Annotated in this window: 28 protein-coding genes; 15 read left to right on the forward strand and 13 right to left on the reverse strand. The window is 64.9% G+C overall.

Going from position 1 to position 20,400, the window contains the following annotated elements; genetic code table 11:
- Positions 1-54: 54 nt before the first annotated feature.
- Complete coding sequence (locus ACVWYP_RS23360) at positions 55-369, reverse strand: hypothetical protein (RefSeq protein ID WP_244435747.1); 315 nt, start codon at positions 367-369, stop codon at positions 55-57.
- Between the two features lie 133 nt (positions 370-502).
- On the opposite strand from ACVWYP_RS23360, the gene ACVWYP_RS23365 reads away from it, so the two are divergent.
- Positions 503-1,093 (forward strand): NADPH-dependent FMN reductase, encoded by a 591-nt coding sequence (locus ACVWYP_RS23365; protein ID WP_304500015.1) that lies wholly within the window; start codon positions 503-505, stop codon positions 1,091-1,093.
- A 34-nt stretch (positions 1,094-1,127) separates the two neighbouring features.
- Positions 1,128-1,910, forward strand: coding sequence for an SDR family NAD(P)-dependent oxidoreductase (locus ACVWYP_RS23370; protein WP_304500016.1), 783 nt, complete (start codon positions 1,128-1,130; stop codon positions 1,908-1,910).
- 76 nt (positions 1,911-1,986) lie between these two features.
- Here ACVWYP_RS23370 and ACVWYP_RS23375 read toward each other — a convergent pair whose 3' ends face one another.
- Positions 1,987-2,370: a hypothetical protein gene (locus ACVWYP_RS23375; protein ID WP_016843931.1), complete on the reverse strand. Its 384-nt coding sequence runs from the start codon at positions 2,368-2,370 to the stop codon at positions 1,987-1,989.
- Between the two features lie 175 nt (positions 2,371-2,545).
- On the opposite strand from ACVWYP_RS23375, the gene ACVWYP_RS23380 reads away from it, so the two are divergent.
- Complete coding sequence (locus ACVWYP_RS23380; protein ID WP_196238256.1) at positions 2,546-3,175, forward strand: L,D-transpeptidase; 630 nt, start codon at positions 2,546-2,548, stop codon at positions 3,173-3,175.
- Between the two features lie 73 nt (positions 3,176-3,248).
- Here ACVWYP_RS23380 and ACVWYP_RS23385 read toward each other — a convergent pair whose 3' ends face one another.
- Positions 3,249-4,343: a hypothetical protein gene (locus tag ACVWYP_RS23385; RefSeq protein ID WP_304500017.1), complete on the reverse strand. Its 1,095-nt coding sequence runs from the start codon at positions 4,341-4,343 to the stop codon at positions 3,249-3,251.
- A 380-nt stretch (positions 4,344-4,723) separates the two neighbouring features.
- Here ACVWYP_RS23385 and ACVWYP_RS23390 point away from each other — a divergent pair, with 380 nt between their 5' ends.
- The 3 genes from ACVWYP_RS23390 to ACVWYP_RS23400 all read left to right on the forward strand — a co-directional run bounded on the left by ACVWYP_RS23390 (position 4,724) and on the right by ACVWYP_RS23400 (position 7,469).
- Positions 4,724-5,305: a septal ring lytic transglycosylase RlpA family protein gene (locus ACVWYP_RS23390; RefSeq protein WP_304500018.1), complete on the forward strand. Its 582-nt coding sequence runs from the start codon at positions 4,724-4,726 to the stop codon at positions 5,303-5,305.
- A gap of 286 nt (positions 5,306-5,591) precedes the next feature.
- Entirely contained in the window at positions 5,592-7,157 is a 1,566-nt protein-coding gene (locus tag ACVWYP_RS23395) for a serine hydrolase domain-containing protein (RefSeq protein ID WP_304500019.1), read from the forward strand.
- Positions 7,158-7,262: 105 nt separating this feature from the next.
- Positions 7,263-7,469, forward strand: a complete 207-nt coding sequence (locus ACVWYP_RS23400) for a hypothetical protein (protein ID WP_304500020.1) — start codon at positions 7,263-7,265, stop codon at positions 7,467-7,469.
- Here the strand turns inward: ACVWYP_RS23400 and ACVWYP_RS23405 are convergent.
- Positions 7,466-8,194, reverse strand: coding sequence for a class I SAM-dependent methyltransferase (locus tag ACVWYP_RS23405; RefSeq protein ID WP_304500021.1), 729 nt, complete (start codon positions 8,192-8,194; stop codon positions 7,466-7,468). The two genes, ACVWYP_RS23400 and ACVWYP_RS23405, sit on opposite strands and share 4 nt — an antisense overlap.
- Before the next feature lie 157 nt (positions 8,195-8,351).
- Here ACVWYP_RS23405 and ACVWYP_RS23410 point away from each other — a divergent pair, with 157 nt between their 5' ends.
- Positions 8,352-8,537, forward strand: coding sequence for a hypothetical protein (locus ACVWYP_RS23410; RefSeq protein ID WP_016840754.1), 186 nt, complete (start codon positions 8,352-8,354; stop codon positions 8,535-8,537).
- An 86-nt stretch (positions 8,538-8,623) separates the two neighbouring features.
- On the opposite strand, the gene ACVWYP_RS23415 is transcribed toward ACVWYP_RS23410, so the two are convergent.
- The 7 genes from ACVWYP_RS23415 to ACVWYP_RS23445 all read right to left on the reverse strand — a co-directional run bounded on the left by ACVWYP_RS23415 (position 8,624) and on the right by ACVWYP_RS23445 (position 11,779).
- Positions 8,624-8,860 (reverse strand): hypothetical protein, encoded by a 237-nt coding sequence (locus ACVWYP_RS23415; RefSeq protein WP_016840755.1) that lies wholly within the window; start codon positions 8,858-8,860, stop codon positions 8,624-8,626.
- 323 nt (positions 8,861-9,183) lie between these two features.
- On the reverse strand, positions 9,184-9,357 hold the full coding sequence (locus ACVWYP_RS23420) for a hypothetical protein (protein ID WP_304500022.1): 174 nt from the start codon (positions 9,355-9,357) through the stop codon (positions 9,184-9,186).
- 9 nt (positions 9,358-9,366) lie between these two features.
- Positions 9,367-9,597, reverse strand: a complete 231-nt coding sequence (locus tag ACVWYP_RS23425; protein WP_016840757.1) for a DUF6894 family protein — start codon at positions 9,595-9,597, stop codon at positions 9,367-9,369.
- A 139-nt stretch (positions 9,598-9,736) separates the two neighbouring features.
- The gene (locus tag ACVWYP_RS23430) at positions 9,737-10,081 is read right to left on the reverse strand and encodes a tRNA-binding protein (protein ID WP_038383785.1); all 345 of its coding nucleotides are present in this window, start codon (positions 10,079-10,081) and stop codon (positions 9,737-9,739) included.
- A complete protein-coding gene (locus ACVWYP_RS23435) occupies positions 10,081-10,707 on the reverse strand; it encodes a LysE family translocator (protein WP_304500023.1) in 627 nt (208 codons plus the stop codon). The genes ACVWYP_RS23430 and ACVWYP_RS23435 overlap by 1 nt, the downstream gene beginning before the upstream one ends.
- Positions 10,708-10,722: 15 nt before the next feature.
- Positions 10,723-11,595, reverse strand: a complete 873-nt coding sequence (gene pdxY, locus ACVWYP_RS23440) for a pyridoxal kinase PdxY (RefSeq protein ID WP_304500024.1) — start codon at positions 11,593-11,595, stop codon at positions 10,723-10,725.
- 10 nt (positions 11,596-11,605) lie between these two features.
- Positions 11,606-11,779: a hypothetical protein gene (locus tag ACVWYP_RS23445; RefSeq protein ID WP_016840760.1), complete on the reverse strand. Its 174-nt coding sequence runs from the start codon at positions 11,777-11,779 to the stop codon at positions 11,606-11,608.
- 711 nt (positions 11,780-12,490) lie between these two features.
- On the opposite strand from ACVWYP_RS23445, the gene ACVWYP_RS23450 reads away from it, so the two are divergent.
- Together ACVWYP_RS23450 and ACVWYP_RS23455 are read left to right on the forward strand one after the other, a co-directional pair.
- Positions 12,491-12,733, forward strand: coding sequence for a hypothetical protein (locus ACVWYP_RS23450; protein WP_304500025.1), 243 nt, complete (start codon positions 12,491-12,493; stop codon positions 12,731-12,733).
- Between the two features lie 85 nt (positions 12,734-12,818).
- Positions 12,819-13,472, forward strand: coding sequence for an FMN-binding negative transcriptional regulator (locus ACVWYP_RS23455; RefSeq protein WP_304500291.1), 654 nt, complete (start codon positions 12,819-12,821; stop codon positions 13,470-13,472).
- A 281-nt stretch (positions 13,473-13,753) separates the two neighbouring features.
- Here the strand turns inward: ACVWYP_RS23455 and ACVWYP_RS23460 are convergent, their stop codons facing one another.
- Positions 13,754-14,557, reverse strand: coding sequence for an alpha/beta fold hydrolase (locus ACVWYP_RS23460; RefSeq protein WP_304500026.1), 804 nt, complete (start codon positions 14,555-14,557; stop codon positions 13,754-13,756).
- 116 nt (positions 14,558-14,673) lie between these two features.
- On the opposite strand from ACVWYP_RS23460, the gene ACVWYP_RS23465 reads away from it, so the two are divergent.
- The 6 genes from ACVWYP_RS23465 to panD all read left to right on the forward strand — a co-directional run bounded on the left by ACVWYP_RS23465 (position 14,674) and on the right by panD (position 19,661).
- Positions 14,674-15,612 carry a LysR family transcriptional regulator gene (locus ACVWYP_RS23465; RefSeq protein WP_304500027.1) on the forward strand — a complete coding sequence of 313 codons (939 nt, stop codon included), beginning with the start codon at positions 14,674-14,676 and terminating at the stop codon, positions 15,610-15,612.
- 495 nt (positions 15,613-16,107) lie between these two features.
- Positions 16,108-16,809, forward strand: a complete 702-nt coding sequence (locus ACVWYP_RS23470) for an ROK family protein (protein WP_028344887.1) — start codon at positions 16,108-16,110, stop codon at positions 16,807-16,809.
- Between the two features lie 130 nt (positions 16,810-16,939).
- The gene (locus ACVWYP_RS23475) at positions 16,940-17,200 is read left to right on the forward strand and encodes a PepSY domain-containing protein (RefSeq protein ID WP_016842771.1); all 261 of its coding nucleotides are present in this window, start codon (positions 16,940-16,942) and stop codon (positions 17,198-17,200) included.
- Between the two features lie 182 nt (positions 17,201-17,382).
- Complete coding sequence (locus ACVWYP_RS23480; RefSeq protein ID WP_028344889.1) at positions 17,383-18,666, forward strand: cystathionine gamma-synthase family protein; 1,284 nt, start codon at positions 17,383-17,385, stop codon at positions 18,664-18,666.
- A gap of 60 nt (positions 18,667-18,726) precedes the next feature.
- Entirely contained in the window at positions 18,727-19,029 is a 303-nt protein-coding gene (locus tag ACVWYP_RS23485; RefSeq protein WP_304500028.1) for a putative quinol monooxygenase, read from the forward strand.
- Positions 19,030-19,271: 242 nt separating this feature from the next.
- On the forward strand, positions 19,272-19,661 hold the full coding sequence (panD, locus tag ACVWYP_RS23490; protein WP_304500029.1) for an aspartate 1-decarboxylase: 390 nt from the start codon (positions 19,272-19,274) through the stop codon (positions 19,659-19,661).
- Between the two features lie 11 nt (positions 19,662-19,672).
- Here panD and ACVWYP_RS23495 read toward each other — a convergent pair whose 3' ends face one another.
- The gene (locus tag ACVWYP_RS23495; RefSeq protein WP_304500030.1) at positions 19,673-20,023 is read right to left on the reverse strand and encodes a zinc ribbon domain-containing protein YjdM; all 351 of its coding nucleotides are present in this window, start codon (positions 20,021-20,023) and stop codon (positions 19,673-19,675) included.
- Positions 20,024-20,400 lie beyond the last annotated feature (377 nt).

Raw genomic sequence — 20,400 nt, forward strand, 5'->3', positions numbered from 1 at the left:
GAAAGTCGAAGGTGCCACGTCGCCCGGCCGCGCGTGGCGGCAGGGCGTGACACGTCAGTGCTCGTCGTCGTCAGCGCCCTTGGCCGCGGGGCGGTGTTGGGTGGCGCCGTTCGAGCCCGCTTCGCCGCAGGGGAGCTGGTTCCAGGTGCCATCGGCGGCCTGCTGATAGGCCTGGCAGCCGGACGACGTGGTGGTGGTGGATTTTTCGTCGGCCTTCTGCCGCTCGGTGCTCTTGCCCAGCGCAGGCGTGGCAACAGCAGCGATGGCTGCCAGCGAGCCTGCGAACACCAGCTTTGCGATCCGCATGTCGGGTTCTCCTTCTCGAAGCGAAAACATATCCAGAAAAGAAATCTGGCGATTTTTGGCCATGGCGAGGGGCCTGCGACGAATTGCTTAATGCCGGCGAAGCGAGCCGGAAGGCCGGTTAACGCTTGTGCGCGCCGGCTCGCCGCGCGCCGCACCGCAGGACGCTGTTGCCGCACCGTGCTAGGATCGGCTTGTCATGACCCACCGCATTCTCGTGTTCTACGGCTCCTATCGCTCGGATCGCATGGGCATCCGGCTGGCACATTTCGTCGTCGACGGCCTTCGTGCGCGCGGCAACGATGTCGAGTTGATCGATGCCAAGGAGGTCGGCCTGCCGATGCTCGACCGGATGTACAAGGAACATCCCAAGGGGCAGGCACCGGCCGTGCTCGAAACGCTCGCCGGAAAAATCCGTGACGCCGACGGCTTCCTGTTCGTCACCGGCGAATACAATTGGGGTATCCAGCCCGGGCTGAAGAACCTGACCGACCATTTCCTCGAGGAATGGTTCTGGCGGCCCGCGGCGATCGCAAGCTATTCGGCCGGGCGGTTCGCCGGCGTCCGCGCCGCGACCGCCTGGCACGGCACGCTGTCCGAGATGGGCATGGTGGTGATATCGAGCACGATCGGTGCGGGACCGATTGCGCAGACGCTGTCGGCCGAGGGCAAGCCGATCGGCGAGGCCGGCAAGTCGCTCGAACGCGCCTTTCCGCGTTTTGCTGACGACTTTTCCTGGTGGATCGAAGCCGCCAAGGCACAGCGGGCGCGCAAGGCGCCGCCATACTGAGCGCAGGTCTGCCAATCCCGGGAGTTTCGCGATCATGAGCCTCTTCACCTCGCCGTTCGATCCCGCGCGCGAGACAGCCCTGGTGACCGGCGCGGGCAACGGCATCGGCCGCGCCATTGCGCAGGCCCTGGTTGGCGAAGGAGTGCGGACGGTGTTTGCCGATCTGCATGAGGACAAGGTTCTGGCGGCGATCAAGGCCGCGCCGCGTCCCGAACTCGCGGTCGCGTGGGCCGGCGATCTCGCGCAGCGCGCGGCGTGCGACGCCCTGCTGGCGCATGCGCAAGCCACAGTCGGGCAGGTGACCCATTTCGTCCACAGCGCTTCGCCGCCGCGCCGCGAAGCCGATCATGCGATGGCCGTCGATGAAGAGACCTGGCGGCAGATGCATGCGGTCAATCTCGATGCCGGCTTTCATTTGTCGCGCGAACTGGCGCGCAGGCTGATAGCATCGAAGACGCCGGGCTCGTTCCTGCTGCTCACCTCGCTGCATGCCGGCACGCCGCGCAACCTGCCGCACTACTCGACCGCGAAGGCCGGCATGGCGATGCTGGTGAAGGAGCTTGCCAAGAGCTGGGGCCGCTATGGCATCCGCGTCAATGCGCTGGTGCCCGGCGCGATCGCGGCCGGCGGCTTCGTCGCCGATCCAGCGCTGGCAAAGCACATTCCGCTCGGACGGCTTGGCCAGGCGGACGATCTCGCACCGATCGCGCTTGCCGTGCTCTCGCACAAGCTCTCCGGTTACGTCACCGGGGCGTCGATCGTGGTCGATGGCGGCCTGTCGCTGACCAACTGGTTCGCGCCGCCGGAGCTCGATTGAGGATTCTTGTCTGACGCGACGCGAACCGGTGCCCATCCCGCATCAAGTGCGGGACAGGCTTCGCTCGAAACGCTTTCTATTCCTTCGTCCTGATGTAGCCCGCAAGGCGCGTCTTCTGGTCTTGGCACCAGGTCGTCATGCTGCCGGCGCGGCGCTGATCGAGGTCGGTGGTCTGGGTCGCGATCGCGACTTCCGTCATCAGGTCGTCGGCCTGCTTCTCGCCCATCTTGCCGCCCGTATGCATGAAGGCGATCGCCTTGCGCACCTTCTCGGTGGTGCCGTCGGGCAGATGCATGTCCTGCGCCCGCTGCACGAGGTCCTGATAGACCAGATCGGTGCCGGGGCACTCGACCTTGGCGGCAAAGGCCTGCAGCACCATCGTGACATAGGCCGCGCGCGGATCGGCATGGGCAGGGGTTGCTGCGACAATCAGGCCGCCGATCAGCAGAGCGTAACGCATGAATTTCCTCCGGAGGTTTTGGACGTTTTTTGTGAGGCTAGCGTCCAGGGGAACCGAGTGCAACCGCTAGGACACACTCACGGAAAGAACCGATCAAACAGACGTGTTCCAACCTGCGCTGCCACGATTTAAGCACGATTTCGGCAGCATGTGGCACAAGTTGACGCAGGGGAGAATGATCGTGTCAAAGTTGGGGCTTGCCGCGGTGCTGTTGGGATCGCTGGCGCTTGGCGGCTGCATGCAGGCGACGCTATCGCCGGCGACGGATGTCGCGATGACGTCGCGCGATCGGCAATTGCTGGCGCATCCGCCTTATGCGGATGCCAAGATCCCGCAGCAGTTCCAACGGCACATAGTCGAGTACACCCGTCGGGAGCAGCCGGGTTCGATCCTGGTCGATACCGACGCGCGCTACCTCTATTACGTGCTGCCCGGCGGCAAGGCGATCCGTTACGGCGTCGCCGTCGGCGAGGAGGCGATGGCCTTCTCCGGCGTCGCCACCGTCGGCCGCCTGGCCGAATGGCCGGATTGGGTTCCGACCCAGGATATCCAGGAGCGGCTCGGGCCGTATCCGAAGCGTGTCGCCGGTGGGCCGGCCAATCCGCTCGGCGCCCGCGGCATCTACCTCTACCAGGGCAACAAGGACACGCTGTATCGCATCCACGGCACCAACCAGCCCGAATATATAGGGCAGGCGATCTCGTCGGGCTGCATTCGCATGACCAATGGCGACGTGATCGACCTCTATCAGCGGGTCAAGCCGGGCGCGACCGTGGTCGTGCTGCCGCCCGGACAGAGCGCGTAATCGAATACGAACGTATTGCGGCCGATCGCGTCATCGCGATCGGCCGCACGCTTTTTTACCGGTCCGTCAGGCTTCAGCGCAGCGGCATCGGCGGCCGAACCACCGGGCCGCCATCGTCCGCGTCAACAACCGAGGACTGCTGCTGCACCGGCCGCGGTGCAACCGCCTGCGGGGCGGCGGCGGGCGCCGGCATCGGCGCTGCTGATGCCGGCGGCGGAGGCGGCGGGATATAGGCCTGCGCCGGCCGGCGCACCGGCGGCGGCGCAACGGCGGCATGCGGCGCCGCCGGTGGCGTGACCGCGGCGCGCGGGCGCGGCGGAGCGACCGGCCGCGGCTCGACGGCCCTGGTCTCGGTCGTCTTCGCGACGCGCTGTGCCAACTGATCCTGGCTGGCCTTGAGCTGATCGATGCTGGTCTTCAGCTGCTCGATCTGTTGTCCCATCGACGTGAGATCGCGCGCCATCGATTGCAGCAACTGCGTCTGGTCGGGTGCCGCTGCAGGCGCCGCCGGGACACTAGGTGCGACCGGCGCAGCCGCTGCGACCGGAGCTGCCGCGGCGGCTGGTGCTGCGGCGGGGGCGGGCGCAGCTGCGGCGGGCGCGGCCGTGGCGACGTCCTGTGGCGGAGTGGCCGGTGCAGCTTCAGCTGCCGCCTGATCGGTGGTCGCCGCCTGCGCTGGGGGCGCACTCGCCTGATCCGAGGCGGAGGCTGCCTTGCCCGGGATCAGCGAAGTCAGTGCAGCGATCTGGGGTGCCCACTCGGCGGCGATCTGCTTGGCGCGATCGCCGTAGTGCTGCCACGCCGCGGTGCCCATGGCGCCGGCGATCGCGAAGCAGAACCAGAAGGCGCGGATCGCCCATTTGCTGGTGGGGCGCGGCGCGCGGTCCAATCTGATGTCGTCGAGTCGGCCGTTGTGGCTTGGCGCGCTATAGGCCGGCTCGGCCGGCGGCTCCGGCGCCACTGACATGGGCGTGACCGGCGGCACCGAGGTGACGGCCGCGGCCGGGGGCGCCGACGAAGGCGCGAGGCTCGGGCCGAAATAGGGCTCGCGCTGCCCCGGCGCTGCCCTTCCGGCAGGCGCAGCGGCGTTGTCCGGGCGTACCGGAGCGAAGCTGGGTTCGATCGCGAAAATATCGTGTGGATCTGCGTCTTTCAGTGTCGATTGCATGGCGGTCCCCGTTTCATTCCAAGGTCAACCGCAAATGGGCGGCCGGCAAATTTACGCTCTGTATTGACCCCTGACCCGGTCCCCACGACTCCAGTCCGGTTTGACCAAAGCAAGGCGAGAGGGTGGAGAGGTTGGGGTGTTTGGGGAACCCAAGCCGGGGACAAAGGGCACGAGCGTCCGCAGCCTCTCGCGCAGCGCCCCCTACTGCATTCCGGATGAAAGCTCCCTGGGTTGTGTGGCGCATCCACCACAGCCGAGGGCAAATCGCATGGCGTCCGGCACGTCTGACCGCGCTCCGCCACCGTTCCGCCCCGATTGGATTCGGCTGATAGGGCGTTGGATTTTCGGCTTGGGCTGGGGCGCAAGTTGGGGGTGCAACAATGTCACGCGACGATGCAGTCATCTCGTACGTCGGCGTCAAACGCAGCGCGCATGGTGCTGCGGCCCCGATCCCGTTTGCGCATGCCCGAAAGCCGCTCCGGCTGCTTGCCGTGATGATCGGCGCGGCGTCGCTCGCGGCGTGTGCGCAATCCTCCGTTGTCAGCCAGCGCTCGCAGGCGCTCGCGAGCCGGCCCGTATCGATCGAGCCGGCACGGGCCGCGTCATCTGCCACGCGCACGCGCATCGCCACGGCGCGCAAGCATACGCCTTATGCCTCGCGCAGGACCGGCGACAGCAAGATCGCCTCGCATGGCGTTGCGAGCTTCTACAGCGAGGAGCAGCCGACCGCGAGCGGCGAGAAGTTCGACGGGCGCGAACTGACCGCCGCGCATCCGACATTGCCGTTCGGCACCAGGCTGCGCGTCACCGACGTCAAGAGCGGCCGTTCGGTCACGGTGCGCGTCAATGACCGCGGACCCTATGTTCCCGGGCGCATCGTCGACGTCTCGCATTCTGCCGCGCAATCGCTCGGCATGATCGGCAAGGGCATCACGAATGTCAGGCTCGACGTGGTGCAGTGAACAGCGTGGCGCAAGCCAGGTTCGGGATTTTTGCCAGCTCGATCGGGAAAAAGTCCCGGCGTTGCGCGCGCTTTAATCCTGTTGTCCGAACGACGGCGGCAAATAGAATTGTTGCCGCTACTTCCCCGCGCTCTCCATTTCCAGGCGCGTGGATTTCTACCCAATGAACCTTCCCCGCCTTGGCGTCCCTCCAAGGCGGGGTTTTTCTTGTGGCCGCCATGCGCGCCGCATGCGTTGACAGGGCGAGCCGTCGCCATAACCTCCGTTCTGCTTTTGGAGGGCGGCCATGCCAAGCAACAATCAAGAAACTGACGGCTTCGCATTGGGTCGGCCGTCACGGCGTGGGGCATTGCAGCTGTTCCTGGGCGGCGCCGCCGTCATGCTGGCGCCTGACGGGCGGCTCGGCATGACGAAGGCGCAGGCAGCGGCCGCGTTTGCCGACGGACTGTCGCGCGGCCGGCCGGACGAGCAGGGCATCGCGCCACCGGCGATCCTGGATTTCCTCGACGAGGTCGACCGCCAGGGCTACGAGCTGCACAGCTTCATGCTCTGGCGCAACGGCAAGGTGGTCGCGGAGGGCTGGTGGTCGCCGTACCGCGCCGATCGCAACCACATGATGCATTCGCTGACCAAGAGCGTCACCGCCTGCGCCGTCGGGCTTGCGATCGCCGACAAGCGCTTCGGCCTTCAGGACAAGGCGGTCTCGTTCTTCAAGGACAAGCTGCCGCCTGTCGTCGACGACAAGCTCGCGGCGATGACGGTCGAAGATCTCCTGACCATGCGCACCGGCCACGCGTCGATGACCTCGGGCTCGGCGTGGCGGCCGATCAAGACCAGCTGGGTCGCGGAGTTCTTCAAGATCCCGGTCGTCTACCAGCCCGGCACCAAATGGGTGTACACCTCGGCCGCGACGTATCTGCTGTCCGCGATCGTCACGAAGACGACCGGGGAGGCCGTGGCCGACTATCTGAAGCCGCGGCTTTTCGATCCGCTTGGAATTTCAGGCTATGAATGGCCGGTCGGGCCGGAGGGGATTTCGCCAGGTGCCAATGGCTTCAGCTGGAAGACGGTCGATTGCCTCAAGCTCGGCATCCTGCATGCGCAGAACGGCCTATGGGACGGCAAGCAGGTGCTGCCGGCCGAATGGGTGGCGGCGGTGCAGCAGCCCCACGTCAAGGACACCTATGGCTATCAATGGTGGATTGGCCCGGAGACGTTCTATGCCGACGGCCTGTTCGACCAGCTCAGCTTCGTGTTTCCCAGGCACAATGCGGTGCTGGCGATCACCGCCGGCATTCCGCAACGCAGCGGTTTCAACAAGCTGGTATTCCGTCATTTCCCGGCGATGTTCGCCGGTGCCGCGGCGAACAACGATGCCGACGCCGACAAGCTGAAGGCGCGGACGGCGGCCCTGCAGTTGCTGCCGGTGCTGGTGCCGGCCTCGTCGCCGGTCGCAGCGCAGGTTTCCGGCAAGACCTGGCACATGCCTGACAATGCCGACGCGATCAAAGCGATCAATCTCGGCTTCGCCGACAAGACCTGCACCTTCACGCTCGAGGACGGCAGAGGCACGCACCGGATCGAGGTCGGCCTCGATGCGCCGCGCGAGGGCACCACGACGATGACCGGCAACAAGCTGCATCACGAGTACCAGCCGGACGTGATGCGCGTGGTCGCGAGCGGCACCTGGCGCGACCTGCGCACCTTCGTGATGACCTGGACCTTCGTGGAATCGGCGTTTCGCGATACCGTGACCTGCACCTTCGAGGGACCGCAGATGCGGTTCGCGCGCAGCGTCAACGTCAACTCATTGGCGCTGGATATGCCGACCTTGATGGGAAAACTCGCATAGGCGCGACCGCAAATTGCGCGCTGCCATATCCGGCGCCGGCGCTTCCACCAAATTGTCACAGTCCCAGCGAAATCCGGCCCAAAGCCGCTGCCAACAAACCGCCGGATGGACCAAGTCGGCGAGGGACAAGCGTTGACCTACAAGATGATCGCAGAACGCGAGAACGAAACGGTCAGGATCGAGCGCGAGAGCACCTTCATCATCATCGCCAAGGCCAAGGTCTGGGCGAGCGAGGGATGGCAGGTGGTGATCACCGACAAGGACGGGAAATCATACCCGCCCGAGGAGTTCGACAAGCTGCTCGCGGCCTAGCGTTGCGCTGACACCAGCAGCATCATCGGCCGTTCGAGCTCGTCGGCCAGCTCGGGCATCGCCTTGATCTGCTCACGTGTCGGGGAGAATTCCTCGACATGGCGAAGCGTGAAGCCGGCGCCGATCAACGCGTCGAGCGTGGTGCCGATGGTGCGGTGATATTTCAGCACGCCCTTCACATACCAGTCCGTCCGGCGTTCGCCTTCGATGAAGTAGCGGTTGACCGGCCATGTTTTGCGGCCGTCTTCGTCCCGCCCCCAGTCCGGATGGGCGGCCGCCATGTAGATCGGATGCTCGATGGTGAAGACCAGATGGCCCTCCGGGACCAGCGCGCGATACAGCATGCGCGCCAGGCGATCGAAGTCCCTGATGTAATGGAAGGTGAGGGCGGAGTAGGCGAGATCGAAGGTCGATTTCGGCAGCTCCAGCGTTTCGAGGTCGGCGATCTCGTAGGTGATCGCCGCATCCTGCGTCATGGCCGCGGCGCGGGCGATCATGTTCTGCGAGAGGTCGATGCCGAGCACGTCGGATGCGCCTTGCTCGCGCATCCAGCGCGACATCCAGCCGAAGCCGCAGCCGAGATCGACCACGCGCTTGCCCGCGACATCGGGCAGCATGGCGCGGATCGCCGGCCATTCGGGCGCGCCGAGCAGTCCGCGGACCTGCCGCGGCAACTGGCTGTAGCCGGCGAAGAAGCCGGGATCGTCGTAGATGTTCTGCGCCATGGCTGCGGCAACCCGGGTAGCAACGGAATCCGTCTCTCTGTAACCGCCGCCGCGCCGCGTGGGAACCGCTGATTGTGGCGCGCCCGGCGCGCTGCTGGAACCAGACGCGGCGCTCAGTGGTTTCTGATGTCAGCAGTCGACAGCCGAGGAGAGCGCCATGTTAGCCGAGATGCAGATCCACACCATCGCGCGGCAGATGCTGCTGAAGCACGGCCCCGAGGCGATCGCCCAGGCCGCGCAGAACGCCGTGGCCTGCGAGAGCAAGGGCGAGACCGACGACGCGCGCGACTGGCGCCATATCGAGGACGCGCTGAAGATGATGCGCGGACCGCATCAAAGCTGACGGCGGGCAGAGCAGACGTCCCCGCCGTCGCGCACAGGACACTGGGATCGCGCAAGCGCGATCGCCGCAGATCTAACCAACGTACGCTAGCCCGCCCTGCGCCACCGCGGCACGGGATCGAGCGGCGTGCGGTAGAGCTCGCGCCGGTCGATGTCGGTGACGCGCACCGCGCAGCCGCGCGCCTTCAGCTCCGGCTTGACCTGCGACAGCTCGTTGGCGAGCTGGTCGGCGCGGTCGGAGGCGAGGCTGATGTCTTCGAGGATGATGGTTCCTTGATTACGGAACTCGTCCCCCACCACGAGATCGAAGGTGTAGTACGGCATTCCGAAGTCTCCGTTTCGGTTTGCATCACAGGGTAACACTGAGTCGCGCGTTCCCTAAGATGCGTGGCGCACAATCGGCGTGCGATCGGCGCAAAAACGATGTGCAGCGCATCAAGCACGATGAACGAACAAGCCACGCCGCACGACGAAGGAATCCTAGGATCTAGCTCACCGCTATGCCGTTAAGATTTGATTAAAACAGTCGTCGCAAGCTCAAGACCAAGTGGAATCGCAGCGGAACCGGACTCCGGGAACCGGCAGCTGCAGGAGAAGGCCGGTGGCGTAACGCCCGCCGGCCTTTTCTCGTTGTGGATGCCGCGGAGCTAGTCGCGCAGTGCAGCTTGCCGCCGGGCGCGGCATTTCGGGCCTGGTCCGCGCATGTAGTACAGTTCGGGGCGATAGGGATTGATGACGCCATCGATCAGCGCGACGCAGCGCGCGATGAGGTGGGCGAGGTGGCGCCGCAACGGCCGCAGGGCAAGTTCCATCGAATTCATGGCATGCCCTCAGTGCAGCTCGCCGAGGATGGCGGTGAACGGCAGCTCGAAGATCTCGGTTCCGATGTCGTCGGTGACGTGGACCGCCCAGTTGCGCCAGTCTTCCACGCTCGGTGTCATCACGTAGCTGCGCGCCAGCTGCTCCGCATACAAGCGCGCCTCCGCCAGATCCATCGCGGCGCCGGTGCGATCCAGGATGACGTGCTTGTCGTCGGAGCAGTGAAAGAAAACTGCAGACATCTTCCGATTCCCATGCCGAAGCGATTCTCGTGCGCTGAAATAGCAGCGCGCGCGGGCACTGAGAATCCGGGTGATCCCCCATCGGTAAACTACGGGGAATCCAGACGATTTGAATCACGCGGCCGTGATCGAGGCGGCCTCAGAAGATCGGCTCGCCGAGCGCAACCTCGCTGCGCGGACCGAGCACGATCACCTGGCCGCCGGCGTCCTTGGCGCCCAGGATCAGCAGTTCCGAGGTGAAACCCGCGATGTTCTTCGGCCCGAGATTGCAGATGCACACCACCAGTGAGCCGACCAGCGCCACCGGCTCGTAATTCGTGATCTGTGCGCTCGACCACATGATCCGCCCGGCGCCGACATCGACGCCGACCTTGTAAGACGGATTGCGGGCGCGGGGAAACGGCTGCACCTCGACGACCTTGCCGATCCGGATATCGAGGCGGGCGAAGTCGTCATACGTGGCTTGCGGCTTGAGCGGGGACATCAGCGCTCCTGAAACGCCAGACGAACGCCGAGCGCGATGTAGATCGTGCCGACCACGCGGCCCTGCCACTGCCCGATGCGGCGATGCCGCCGGATCCACGGGCTGATCTGGCCGGCGGCGAACGCCAGCAGCGAGGTGTAGACCGCGCTCATCACGACGAAGATCAGGCCGAGGGTCGCGAACTGCGCGACCGCCGAGCCGTGGCCGGGGTGCACGAACTGCGGGAGGAAGGCGAGGAAGAACAGCGCGGTCTTCGGATTGAGCATTTCCGCCCAGATCGCCTGCCGGAACGCACGGCGCGGATCGACCGGCTGCGCCGCCGGCAAATCCAGGTCGTCGTTCTTCTCGAACAGGGCGCGGACGCCGAGCACGATCAGGTAGATCACACCGGCATATTTCACGACCGAGAACGCCAGCGCCGAGGTCATCAGCACGGCCGACAGGCCGAACGTCGCCATCGCGGTGTGGACGAGATCGCCGAGCGCGATACCGAACCCGGTCGCGACGCCGACGCGCGCGCCGCCGGTGACCGAACGCGCGAGCACCAGCAGCACCGCCGGCCCGGGGATCAGGAACAGGCCGAGCACGACGGCGGCGTAGGTGAGGAGGGTGGTGATGTCGATCATGAGGTGTCCCGGATGTCAGGATGCGGCGATGGCGACCGCCGCGAAGCGCGGCTTCGGATCAAGCATCAGGCCGGCGCTTTCGACAATGCGCATTTCCTCGGTTCCTCTCTGCGCCGTGCGTTCCAGCACGCCGTGGATGCCTGACGCGGCGTGGCTGAGCGCATCCGGCGTCGCCAGGCCGCGCGCGCGGGCGGCGACGAACAGCGCGGCGAACAGGTCTCCGGTGCCGGACGGGCTGATCGGAATCCGCGGCGTGCGCACGCGCCAGGCATAGGTCTTGTCGGATTGAGTGCGCTCGATCGCCAGCGTCTCGATCTCACTCTGCGGGGTGCCGGCCAGCTCGGCGCTGGTGATGACGACGGTCGCAGGTCCCCGCGCCATCAGCGTGCTCGCCTGCGCGATGACGTCATCGATCGTCGTCACGCGTGCGCCGCAGAGGAATTCGAACTCGAAATGATTGGGCGTGATGATGTCGGCGAGCGGGCAGAGCTCGTCGCGCACCAGCGGCGGAATGTCCGATCGCACGAACATGCCGCGGTCGCGGTCGCCGAGCACGGGATCGCAGCAATAGAGCAGGGCCGGGTTTTCCGCCTTCGCGCGGGCGACGAAGTCGGCGACATCCATCGCGATGTCGGCCGAGCCGAGATAGCCTGAGAGGATCATCCGCGCGTTCTCGACCGCGCCGCGCTCCTCGATGCCGCGCAGCAGGTCGGCGACCAGCTGCACGTCGAGCACCCGGCCGCGGATCGTCGGATAGCCGGGCCGGTTGCTGAGCAGCGTGGTCGGCACGGCGACGACGTCGATGCCGTGCAGCTGGATCGGAAAGGTGGCGGCGCTGTTGCCGACATGGCCCCAGGCGACCTGTGACTGAATCGAGATGACGGTCATGTGTTCCGCTTCACCCGAACAGCGCGGCGTAGATGACGTAGAGCCAGCCCAGGATACCGTGAATGATCGCCCACAGGATCGAATGGTTCTTGGTGTAGGAGATCGCGATCGCCAGCGCCGAGCCGAACCCCACGCCATATTTCGCGCCCTCGACGCGGACGCCATAATATCGATTGCCGTTCATGGGGATCCTTCCAGCGGGAGGGCGTGAGGTTGGAGGCAGCGTAACCTGCTAGTTGCCGTCAGTTCAACGGTGGACACGGCTGCTGCGCGGCTTCCTCAGCGTGACGGTGACAGTCCGAGCCCGCGTTTTCCACATCGTCGTCCCGGCGAAGGCCGGGACCCATAACCCCAGGATTGGGTTGGTGAGGAAAGTTGTGGCCGCAGCGGCGCGCAACAATCGCCTTCGGTGGTTATGGGTCCCGGCCTGCGCCGGGACGACACTGAATGTGTGGCGCGGCCAGTGAGTCCTACATCCGCATTCTCGTGACATGTTTTGCCCGAGCTTTGCTCTTCGTTCCGCCCTCTTTCGAACAGAGGGCGCAGGGAAAGCCGGGTGCCGATCGCACCCATGGGCCCCAATGGGCAGCAAGCGGAACATTTTCTTGTTCTAGGATTGACAGGTTTTGCTGAGTTGCCCGTCGGGCTGTTTTGTCGCAGGCAGCGCAGCCGGATTTGGTTTGCGGGGTGCGTCGCAACCTCGTCTGTCACGCCGCGATCAACCGAACGTGTCGGATCGACGTGGAAGAAGATGCGCGGGTGGACTGTCCTGCATCCAAACGCTCGCCTCATGGCGTCGGAATAAGACGGCAGAGCGATCGATCATGATGTGAGCGCGAACTGATCGGCCGGCGGCGAACAGTGCGCCGCGTGCTGAATCCAACAGGAGCAACTGATGTCCAGGATCAAACAGGTTGCGGCCGCGCTGACCGCGCTCGCCATGCTGACGGCGTCGGCCATGGCACACGAAGTGCCGGCGGCGGGCCCATCCGCGCTCGTGAAGAGCCATGTCGCCGCCGGCCGCTGGAGCGGTGGTCCGCCGCGCATGGCAGTCCCGCGTTTCGGCGAGTCCGAGGCACTGCCGCGGGACCAGCCCGGCGGCGTCTGCGATCACGGCGACAATGCCATGATCTGCTGAGCCGGATCGTGCATGGCGGTGATCTCCGGCGAAAGTTGCGCTAGCCTTGCTGGTCGTCTCCCTCCAGCTCGCGAGCGCCGCCGCCATGCACATCCTCCGTCCCCAGTTTCGCATCGAGCAAGACCGCGCGCTCGCCTTTGCGGCGGCGCGCGGCTTCGGCGCCATCGTCGCCGCCGATGCGCGCGGCCCGCGCGCGTCCCATGTGCCGTTCGTGATCGAGCGCCGCGACGAGCGCGTGATCGTGCAGATCCATCTCACCGCGAAGAATCCGCTGGTCGAGCTCGCCGACGGCACGCGGCGCTTCCTCTTGATCGTTTCCGGCGACGACGCCTACATCTCGAACGACTGGTATGTCTCACCCGACAACGTCTCGACCTGGCTCTACGAGGCGGTGCATTTGTCCGGCATCGCGCATCTGCGCCAGCACGACGTGAACCGCGGCCACGGCGACGCGCTGCTCGCGGCGTCCGAGGCGCGGCTGCCGAAGCAGCCTTGGGGCCTGACGCAGATGGAGCCCGGCAAGCGCGAAGCGATGCTGGCGGGGATCAGGGTGATCGACATCGTCGTCGACGAGATCGAGGGCCAGTCAAAGCTGAACCAGCACAAGAGCGATGCGGACTATGTCGCGCTGGTCAACCGGCTGGCGCATGCGGAGGAGACGTCAAGCCACAGGCTTGCGGAGAAGATGCGCGCGCTGCGGCCGGAGCTTGAATATGAGGGAATCGCGAGGGCGGGTTAGCTCCGCGTAACCCGGCGTTGTCTGAACGCGGCAGAGGGCGGATTATGCTTGCGCTAATCCGCCTACAGAGCCGATCGGAATCAAATCTGCAACGTGTTGTTAAGATTCGATTCGCGCCGATTTGTTCGATTCCGATTCGTTCTTTGCGAACAAAATGGAGTCGGATGGGGAACGTGTGGTGCATGATCCCTGTAGCCCGCATGAGTGAAGCGATATGCGGGGCTCGATCGCGTACTCTTGGAGCGGTCCCGGATGTCGCTTCGCTCATCCGGGCTACGCAGTCATCTGGCGGAGAGCGCAAGGAAGCTCACGACCTCGCTGTTGAATCGATCCGGCTGCTCGATATTGAGGATGTGAACGCCGGGCAGCAGAACAAGCTTGGCATCGGTGATTGTCGCGGCGATATCAGCGCTGTGGCTGGCCCGCGTGACGGTGTCGCTCTCGCCGCCGATGACGAGCGTCGGCGCCGCAATCAGCGAGATGACGCGGCGGAGATCGACGTCGCGCAGTGCCGCGTAACATCCGGCGAGACCGCGCGGCGGCGTGGTCAGCACCATGTTGCGGAATTCGTCGACAATGTCGTTCGGTGCAGCCAGCATCGCCGCCGGAAACCAGTTGCGCATGAAGCCGTCCGCGATTCCATTCATGTCCGTGGCCGCGAGCACCGCGCGGATCTGCTCGTCGAACGGTAGCTCCGACGCCAGATAGGACGAGGTGTTCGAGAGGATCAGGCGATCGATGCGTTCGGGCGCGAAGACGCCGAGCCATTGCCCGACAAAGCCGCCGAGCGACAGACCGAGGAAATGCGCGCGATCGATCGCGAGGTGGTCGAGCAGCTCGACCACGTCGCGGCCGAGCCGGTCCATCGAGTAGGCGCCCACCGGCGCGTCCGACCCGCCGTGACCGCGGGTGTCGTAGCGGAGCACCCGAAACGACCGGCTGAGGGCCGGCATCGAACGATCCCACATGTGCAGGTTGGTGGCGATCGAGTTCGACAGCGCGAGCATCGGCCGATCGTCGGGACCGTCGATACGGTACGCAATCCGGCAGCCGTCCGCCGTGGTGAAGTATCGATCGGCGCTCATCCCGTCAGTCCCTTGTGCTGGTGGAAGCCGGCAGGCTTCGCGTCGAGCCAGGCTAGGACTCGCGCCCTCGAAGAAAAATTACTAAGATTGATCAATCTCTGTAGGTTTTATGAATAATGGATCGGATCAAGCTCCACGATTTGCGCTGCTTCGACGCCGTCGCGACCAAGGGAAGCTTTCAGGCCGCCGGCACGGCGCTGAACCGGTCGCACCCGTCGGTGTTTGCGGCGGTCGCCCGGCTCGAGCAGCAGCTCGGCCTCACGCTGTTCGATCGCAGCGGATACCGCATCGGGCTGACGGATGCCGGCCGGACGTTTCACTCACGCGCGCAGGTGACGCTGCGCGAGCTCGAACTGCTGCAGGGCTATGCGGAGCAGCTTGCCGGCGGAGAAGAGGTCGTCCTGCGCATCGTCATCGGCGACCTGTGCCCGCGGCCGCCGGTGCTGCAGATGCTGTCGGCGTTCTTTGCCCGCTATCCCAACACGCGCCTGCACCTGGAATATGAGGCGGTCGGCGGACCGCTCGAGCGCCTGATCGATGATAACGCCGATCTGGCGTTTCATCGCGCGGACCCGTCCGATCCGCGCTTCGAACAGATCAAGCTCTGGAGCACGGCCATGGTGCCGGTTGTCGCTCCCGGCTTTCTGCCATTTGCGTGGACGAAGAAGGTCACGCCGGAGCAGATGCGCCCCTTCACGCAGTGCGTGATCCGCGACACGGCGCGGCGATCGTCGTCTGAAAACTTCTTCCTGATCGATGGTGCGCATCAGTGCAGCGTGCCGGACCAGATGATGAAGAAGGAGCTGATCCTGCATCGTCTCGCCTGGGGCCATCTGCCCGCATGGCTGATCGAGGACGAGCTGCGGGACGGCAGGCTGATCAGCATCGCCGGACCGAATTTTCCGGGCCGCGAGGAAAATCTGGCGGCTATCCGCCATCGTCAACACTCGCACGGACCGGTCGCCGAAGCGCTCTGGCTTCACCTCAAAGGCTGGCGGCTCACTCAGCGTGCAGGGCGGGGTGGCCAGCCGGTCCGCGCAAGGCGCGGCCGATAATTGGTGCGGCGTAATCCGCCGCAGTGATGTCGTCGATGGATGCCGATTACGCTTGCGCTCATCCGCCGTACAAAGTGCCGCGGCATCGAAGTCACGCGAACGTCTTGTTAAGAATCGCTTCGCGCCGATTTTTCGATTCCGATTCGTTCCTCGCGAACAAACTGGAGTCGGATCGGGAACGTGGCCGTGGTGCGACTCATCGCTCGACCAGTGACGCAGGAGAACGCAGTGCGCCTGAAATGCGCCGCGATGTTCCGCGCCGAGAGCAATAATCCCATCATGATACAACATCGATTGTTCGGATGCGGCCGGTGTATATGTGTTGTTAACATCTGGGTCGCGCCGATTTTCCTGATTCCGATTCGTTCTTCGCGAACAAATTGGAGTCAGATGCAGAACGTCGCTGTGGCGCGCGATGCGTTTCTCTGCTCCACTCGCTGCGCACCAGAGAGCGGATCGATGGCCAACAAGGCAGGCAAGAAGACCAGCAAGAAAATGAAACGGCCCGCGTCGCACCGCACCGTGCTGGCGATCGACGTCGGCGGCACGCATGTGAAGGTCATGACCGACAAGGAGCGCGTCAAGCGCGAATTCGAGTCGGGTCCAACTCTGTCCGCGACCGAGATGGTGCGGCAGGTCAAGTTGCTGACCAAGGACTGGTCCTATGATGTGATCTCGGTCGGCTATCCCGGACCCGTCGTTCACAACCGTCCGCTGACCGAGCCGCACAATCTCGGCCGTGGCTGGGCCGGCTTCGATTTTCACCACGCGTTCGGCCGCCCGACCAGGGTCGTCAATGATGCGCTGATGCAGGCGATCGGCAGCTATCAGGGTGGCCGGATGCTGTTTCTCGGCCTCGGCACCGGCCTCGGCTCCGCGATGATCGTGGACGGTGTTTACGAGCCGATGGAGCTTGGTCATTTGCCGTACCGCAAGGGCGCGACGTTCGAGGATTATGTCGGCGCCGCCGGTCTCGAGCGCCGCGGCCGGAAGAAATGGCGCAAGAGCGTCGACGACGTCATCGCGCGGCTGTCCGCCGCGCTGGAGCCCGAGTACATCGTGCTCGGCGGCGGCAATGCCGACAAGGTCGACAACCCGCCGCCCAAGGTGAGGTTCGGCGACAACGCCAACGCGTTCGAGGGCGGATTTCGAATGTGGAAGAAGAGAGCGCGCAAGGCGAGCAGCGCGCGTCGATGAAACCGGAACCGCCACCAAATTGCCGCAACTGCCGAAGTTTCGCGCTGCTTCGTCACCCCTGTTGTCGGAACTGATTGGGTGCGCCGCTCGTTTTATGCGGCATAACATCCCGTTCCATGAGGAGTGAGCCATGCGAAGTTTCATTATTCCCGCGATCGCGGCCCTGGCGATCGGTGCAGCGACGCCGGCGATGGCCTACGATTCCGGCAGCCAGATCTCGATGGAGGCCGCGCTCGACGTCGCGACCAATCTCGGCATCGTGACGGTGTCGAACACCCAGTTCCTCGGCGACGAGTGGGAGGTCGAGGGGCGTGACCGCCTCGGCCGCTGGATGCAGGTCGATGTCGATGCGCGGACCGGCGAGGTGCGCAACGTGGATCGCGGCTGGTAGCCCGCGTCTTCACCACTGCGTGACATTCGGAACGGCCGGCGGAGCAGGGCGCACGCCGGCCGTTCGTTATCCAGAACTGTCTGATGCCGTGCTTTGGCTGAATGGCATAAAGCTGGGGTATGCTGGTCCCATCATTCCGGGAATCGCCGCCAGCGCGGCGGCCCGTGAACAGGAGACCGGCCATGACAAAACCGTTTCCGTCCAAAACCCATATCGGCAATCACCTGCTGCATCCGGAAACCCAGATGCTGAACTACGGCTACGATCCGCAGCTGTCGGAGGGCGCCGTCAAGCCGCCCGTGTTCCTGACCTCGACCTTCGTGTTCCGCACCGCCGAGGACGGCAAGGACTTTTTCGACTTTGTCGCAGGCCGGCGCGAGCCTCCGGAAGGCATGGGGGCCGGGCTGGTCTATTCGCGCTTCAATCATCCGAACAGCGAGATCGTCGAGGACCGGCTTGCGATCTATGAGCGCACCGAGAGCTGCGCGCTGTTCTCCTCCGGCATGTCGGCGATCTCGACCACGGTGCTGGCCTTCGCGCGGCCCGGCGACGTGATCCTGCATTCGCAGCCGCTCTATGGCGGCACCGAGACGCTGTTCACCAGGACGCTGGCGGGCTTCTCGATTCACGCCGTGGGCTTTGCCGACGGCCTCGACGAGAGTGTCATCCGCGCCGCTGCCGACGAGGCGATGAAGAAGGGCCGCGTCGCGATGATCTTCATCGAGACGCCGGCCAATCCGACCAACGGCCTGGTCGATATCGCGCTGACGCGGCGCATCGCCGACGCGATCGGCAAGGCACAGGGCCATACGCCGATCATCGCCTGCGACAACACGCTGCTCGGGCCGGTGTTTCAGCGGCCGATCGAGCACGGCGCCGATCTTTCGCTGTACTCGCTGACGAAATATGTCGGCGGCCATTCCGACCTGATCGCGGGCGCGGCGCTCGGCTCCAAGAAGCTGATGAAGGACATCAAGGCGTTGCGCGGCGCGATCGGCACCCAGCTCGATCCGCATTCCTGCTGGATGATCAGCCGTTCGCTGGAAACGCTCAGCCTGCGCATGGAAAAGGCCGACCGCAACGCGCGGATCGTCGCCGATTATCTGCGCGATCACCCCAAGGTGGCGCAGGTGCATTATCTCGGCCATCACGATCCGGCATCTCCCGCGGGGCGCGTGTTCGCGAGCCAGAGCAGCGGCGCCGGTTCGACCTTCTCGTTCGACATCGTCGGCGGGCAGCAAGCGGCGGAGAAATTCCTCAACGCGCTGCAGATCTTCAAGCTCGCGGTCAGTCTCGGCGGCACCGAGTCGCTCGCGAGCCTGCCGGCCACCATGACGCATTCCGGCGTGCCGGCCGATATCCGCAAGCGGATCGGCGTGCTGGATTCGACGATCCGGCTCTCGATCGGGATCGAGCATCCGTCCGACCTGGTGGCCGACATCGCACAGGCATTGAGCAGGGTGTGAGCGAGTCAAAACCGTGTAGGATGGGTCGAGCGAACGGGCTACCAATTCCGGAGAGAGTGCATGCTAGCGATTACGGCGATCATCAGGACCAAGAAGGGCCACGAGGCGGCGATGCGTCGGGCGTTGCTCGACGTCGTCGAGCATGTCCGCGCCAACGAGCCGTCCACCGTCGGCTACTACGTCTCGCAGGATGTCGACAGTCCCCGGATATTTTCAACGTATGAGCGATACCTGGATCAGGCAGCCATGGACCGGCACAACAATTCGCCGGCCGTGGCGCGCTTCTTTGAGGTCGCAAAGCCGATCCTCGACGGCGAGGTGATCGTGGTCTTGGCGAACGAGATTGCGAGCAAGCGGGAGTAGGGCGTTCGCCGCCGCGTCACAAATAATAGCCTGCTCCGGAAAGGCTCCGCCGCAGCGCATTCATTCTCCGATTTTGACGGTGCGGAGCATTGCAGACCGGCGCGGTCGGCGATTTCAGGACAAACCCATCGCGGCGGAACTGCGCTTGAAGCGAGCGTACACCCGGACAACGTTGACGCGGAAGCGGCGCGCCGTTATTGGCGGCGCGGAAAATTCCGACACAACGATACGGGATGGTCTCGATGCAAGTGACTTTGATGAAGGGCAAGATTCATCGCGCGCACGTCACCGAAGCGGACTTGCATTACGAGGGGTCGATTTCGATCGACCGCAATTTGATCGAGGCCGCCGGTTTCCTCATCAATGAACGCGTCGACATCTACAACATCGACACCGGCGCGCGCTTCTCGACCTATGTGATCGAGGCGCCGGCGGGATCGGGCACCATCGGCCTCAACGGCGCGGCCGCGCGGCTCGCCATGGCCGGCGACAAGGTCATCATCGTCGCCTATGCCAGCTTCGACGCCGACGAGGCGCGCAAGTTTCATCCGCGGGTCGTGCTGGTCGACGACAAAAACCGGCACGTCGCGAAGGCTGCCGCCTCAACGGCGAAAGCCCTGGCGGACGCGTAGGCCAGGCTACGCTAGGCCTTCTTGACGAACTCCGATTTCAGATTCATCGCGCCGATGCCGTCGATCTTGCAGGCGATGTTGTGTCCGTCGCTGCCCTCGGTGAGGCGGATGTTCCTGACCTTGGTGCCGCCCTTGACGACCGACGACGAGCCCTTGACCTTGAGGTCCTTGATCACGATGACGCTGTCGCCGTCCATCAGCGGGTTGCCGTGCGCATCGCGCACGCCCGCTTGCTGCGCGGTCTCGGCGGCCGCGGCCGCATCGCTGCTCCACTCATGGGCACATTCCGGGCAAACCCAGAGAACGCCGTCCTGATAGGCATGCTCGGAATTGCATTTCGGGCAGTTCATTGCGGCGTCCATGGTCGAGATCGTCTCCGTCGTTGCGGGCGCACCGTAGGGGCACAGGCAGCCAAAGCAAGCGAAAACCCGGCGATTTGATGCGCAAAAGGGCGCAAAGGTGGCGAGCCGCCCGTCCACCCGCGGACGCCGATGGAACGGTCTGCCCCTCCATCCGTTGCCGTTCGTCGCTCGGCATTGCGCCCCTGTGCTTGCGGGGAACGGTTCACTGATCGTCGCGTCCGGGCCGGCAACTCATCGAAAAGCAATCGGCTGATCCCAAACATGGACGCGGAAGATGAATCACAGAAACCCGGCTTTCGTCAGCCTTCGCACGTCGCTCGTCACCGCCGCCTTCACGTCGGCGTTGCTGGTGAGCGCAAGCCTTGTAAGCGCAAGTC

The organism is Bradyrhizobium sp. USDA 3262 (assembly GCF_054060035.1).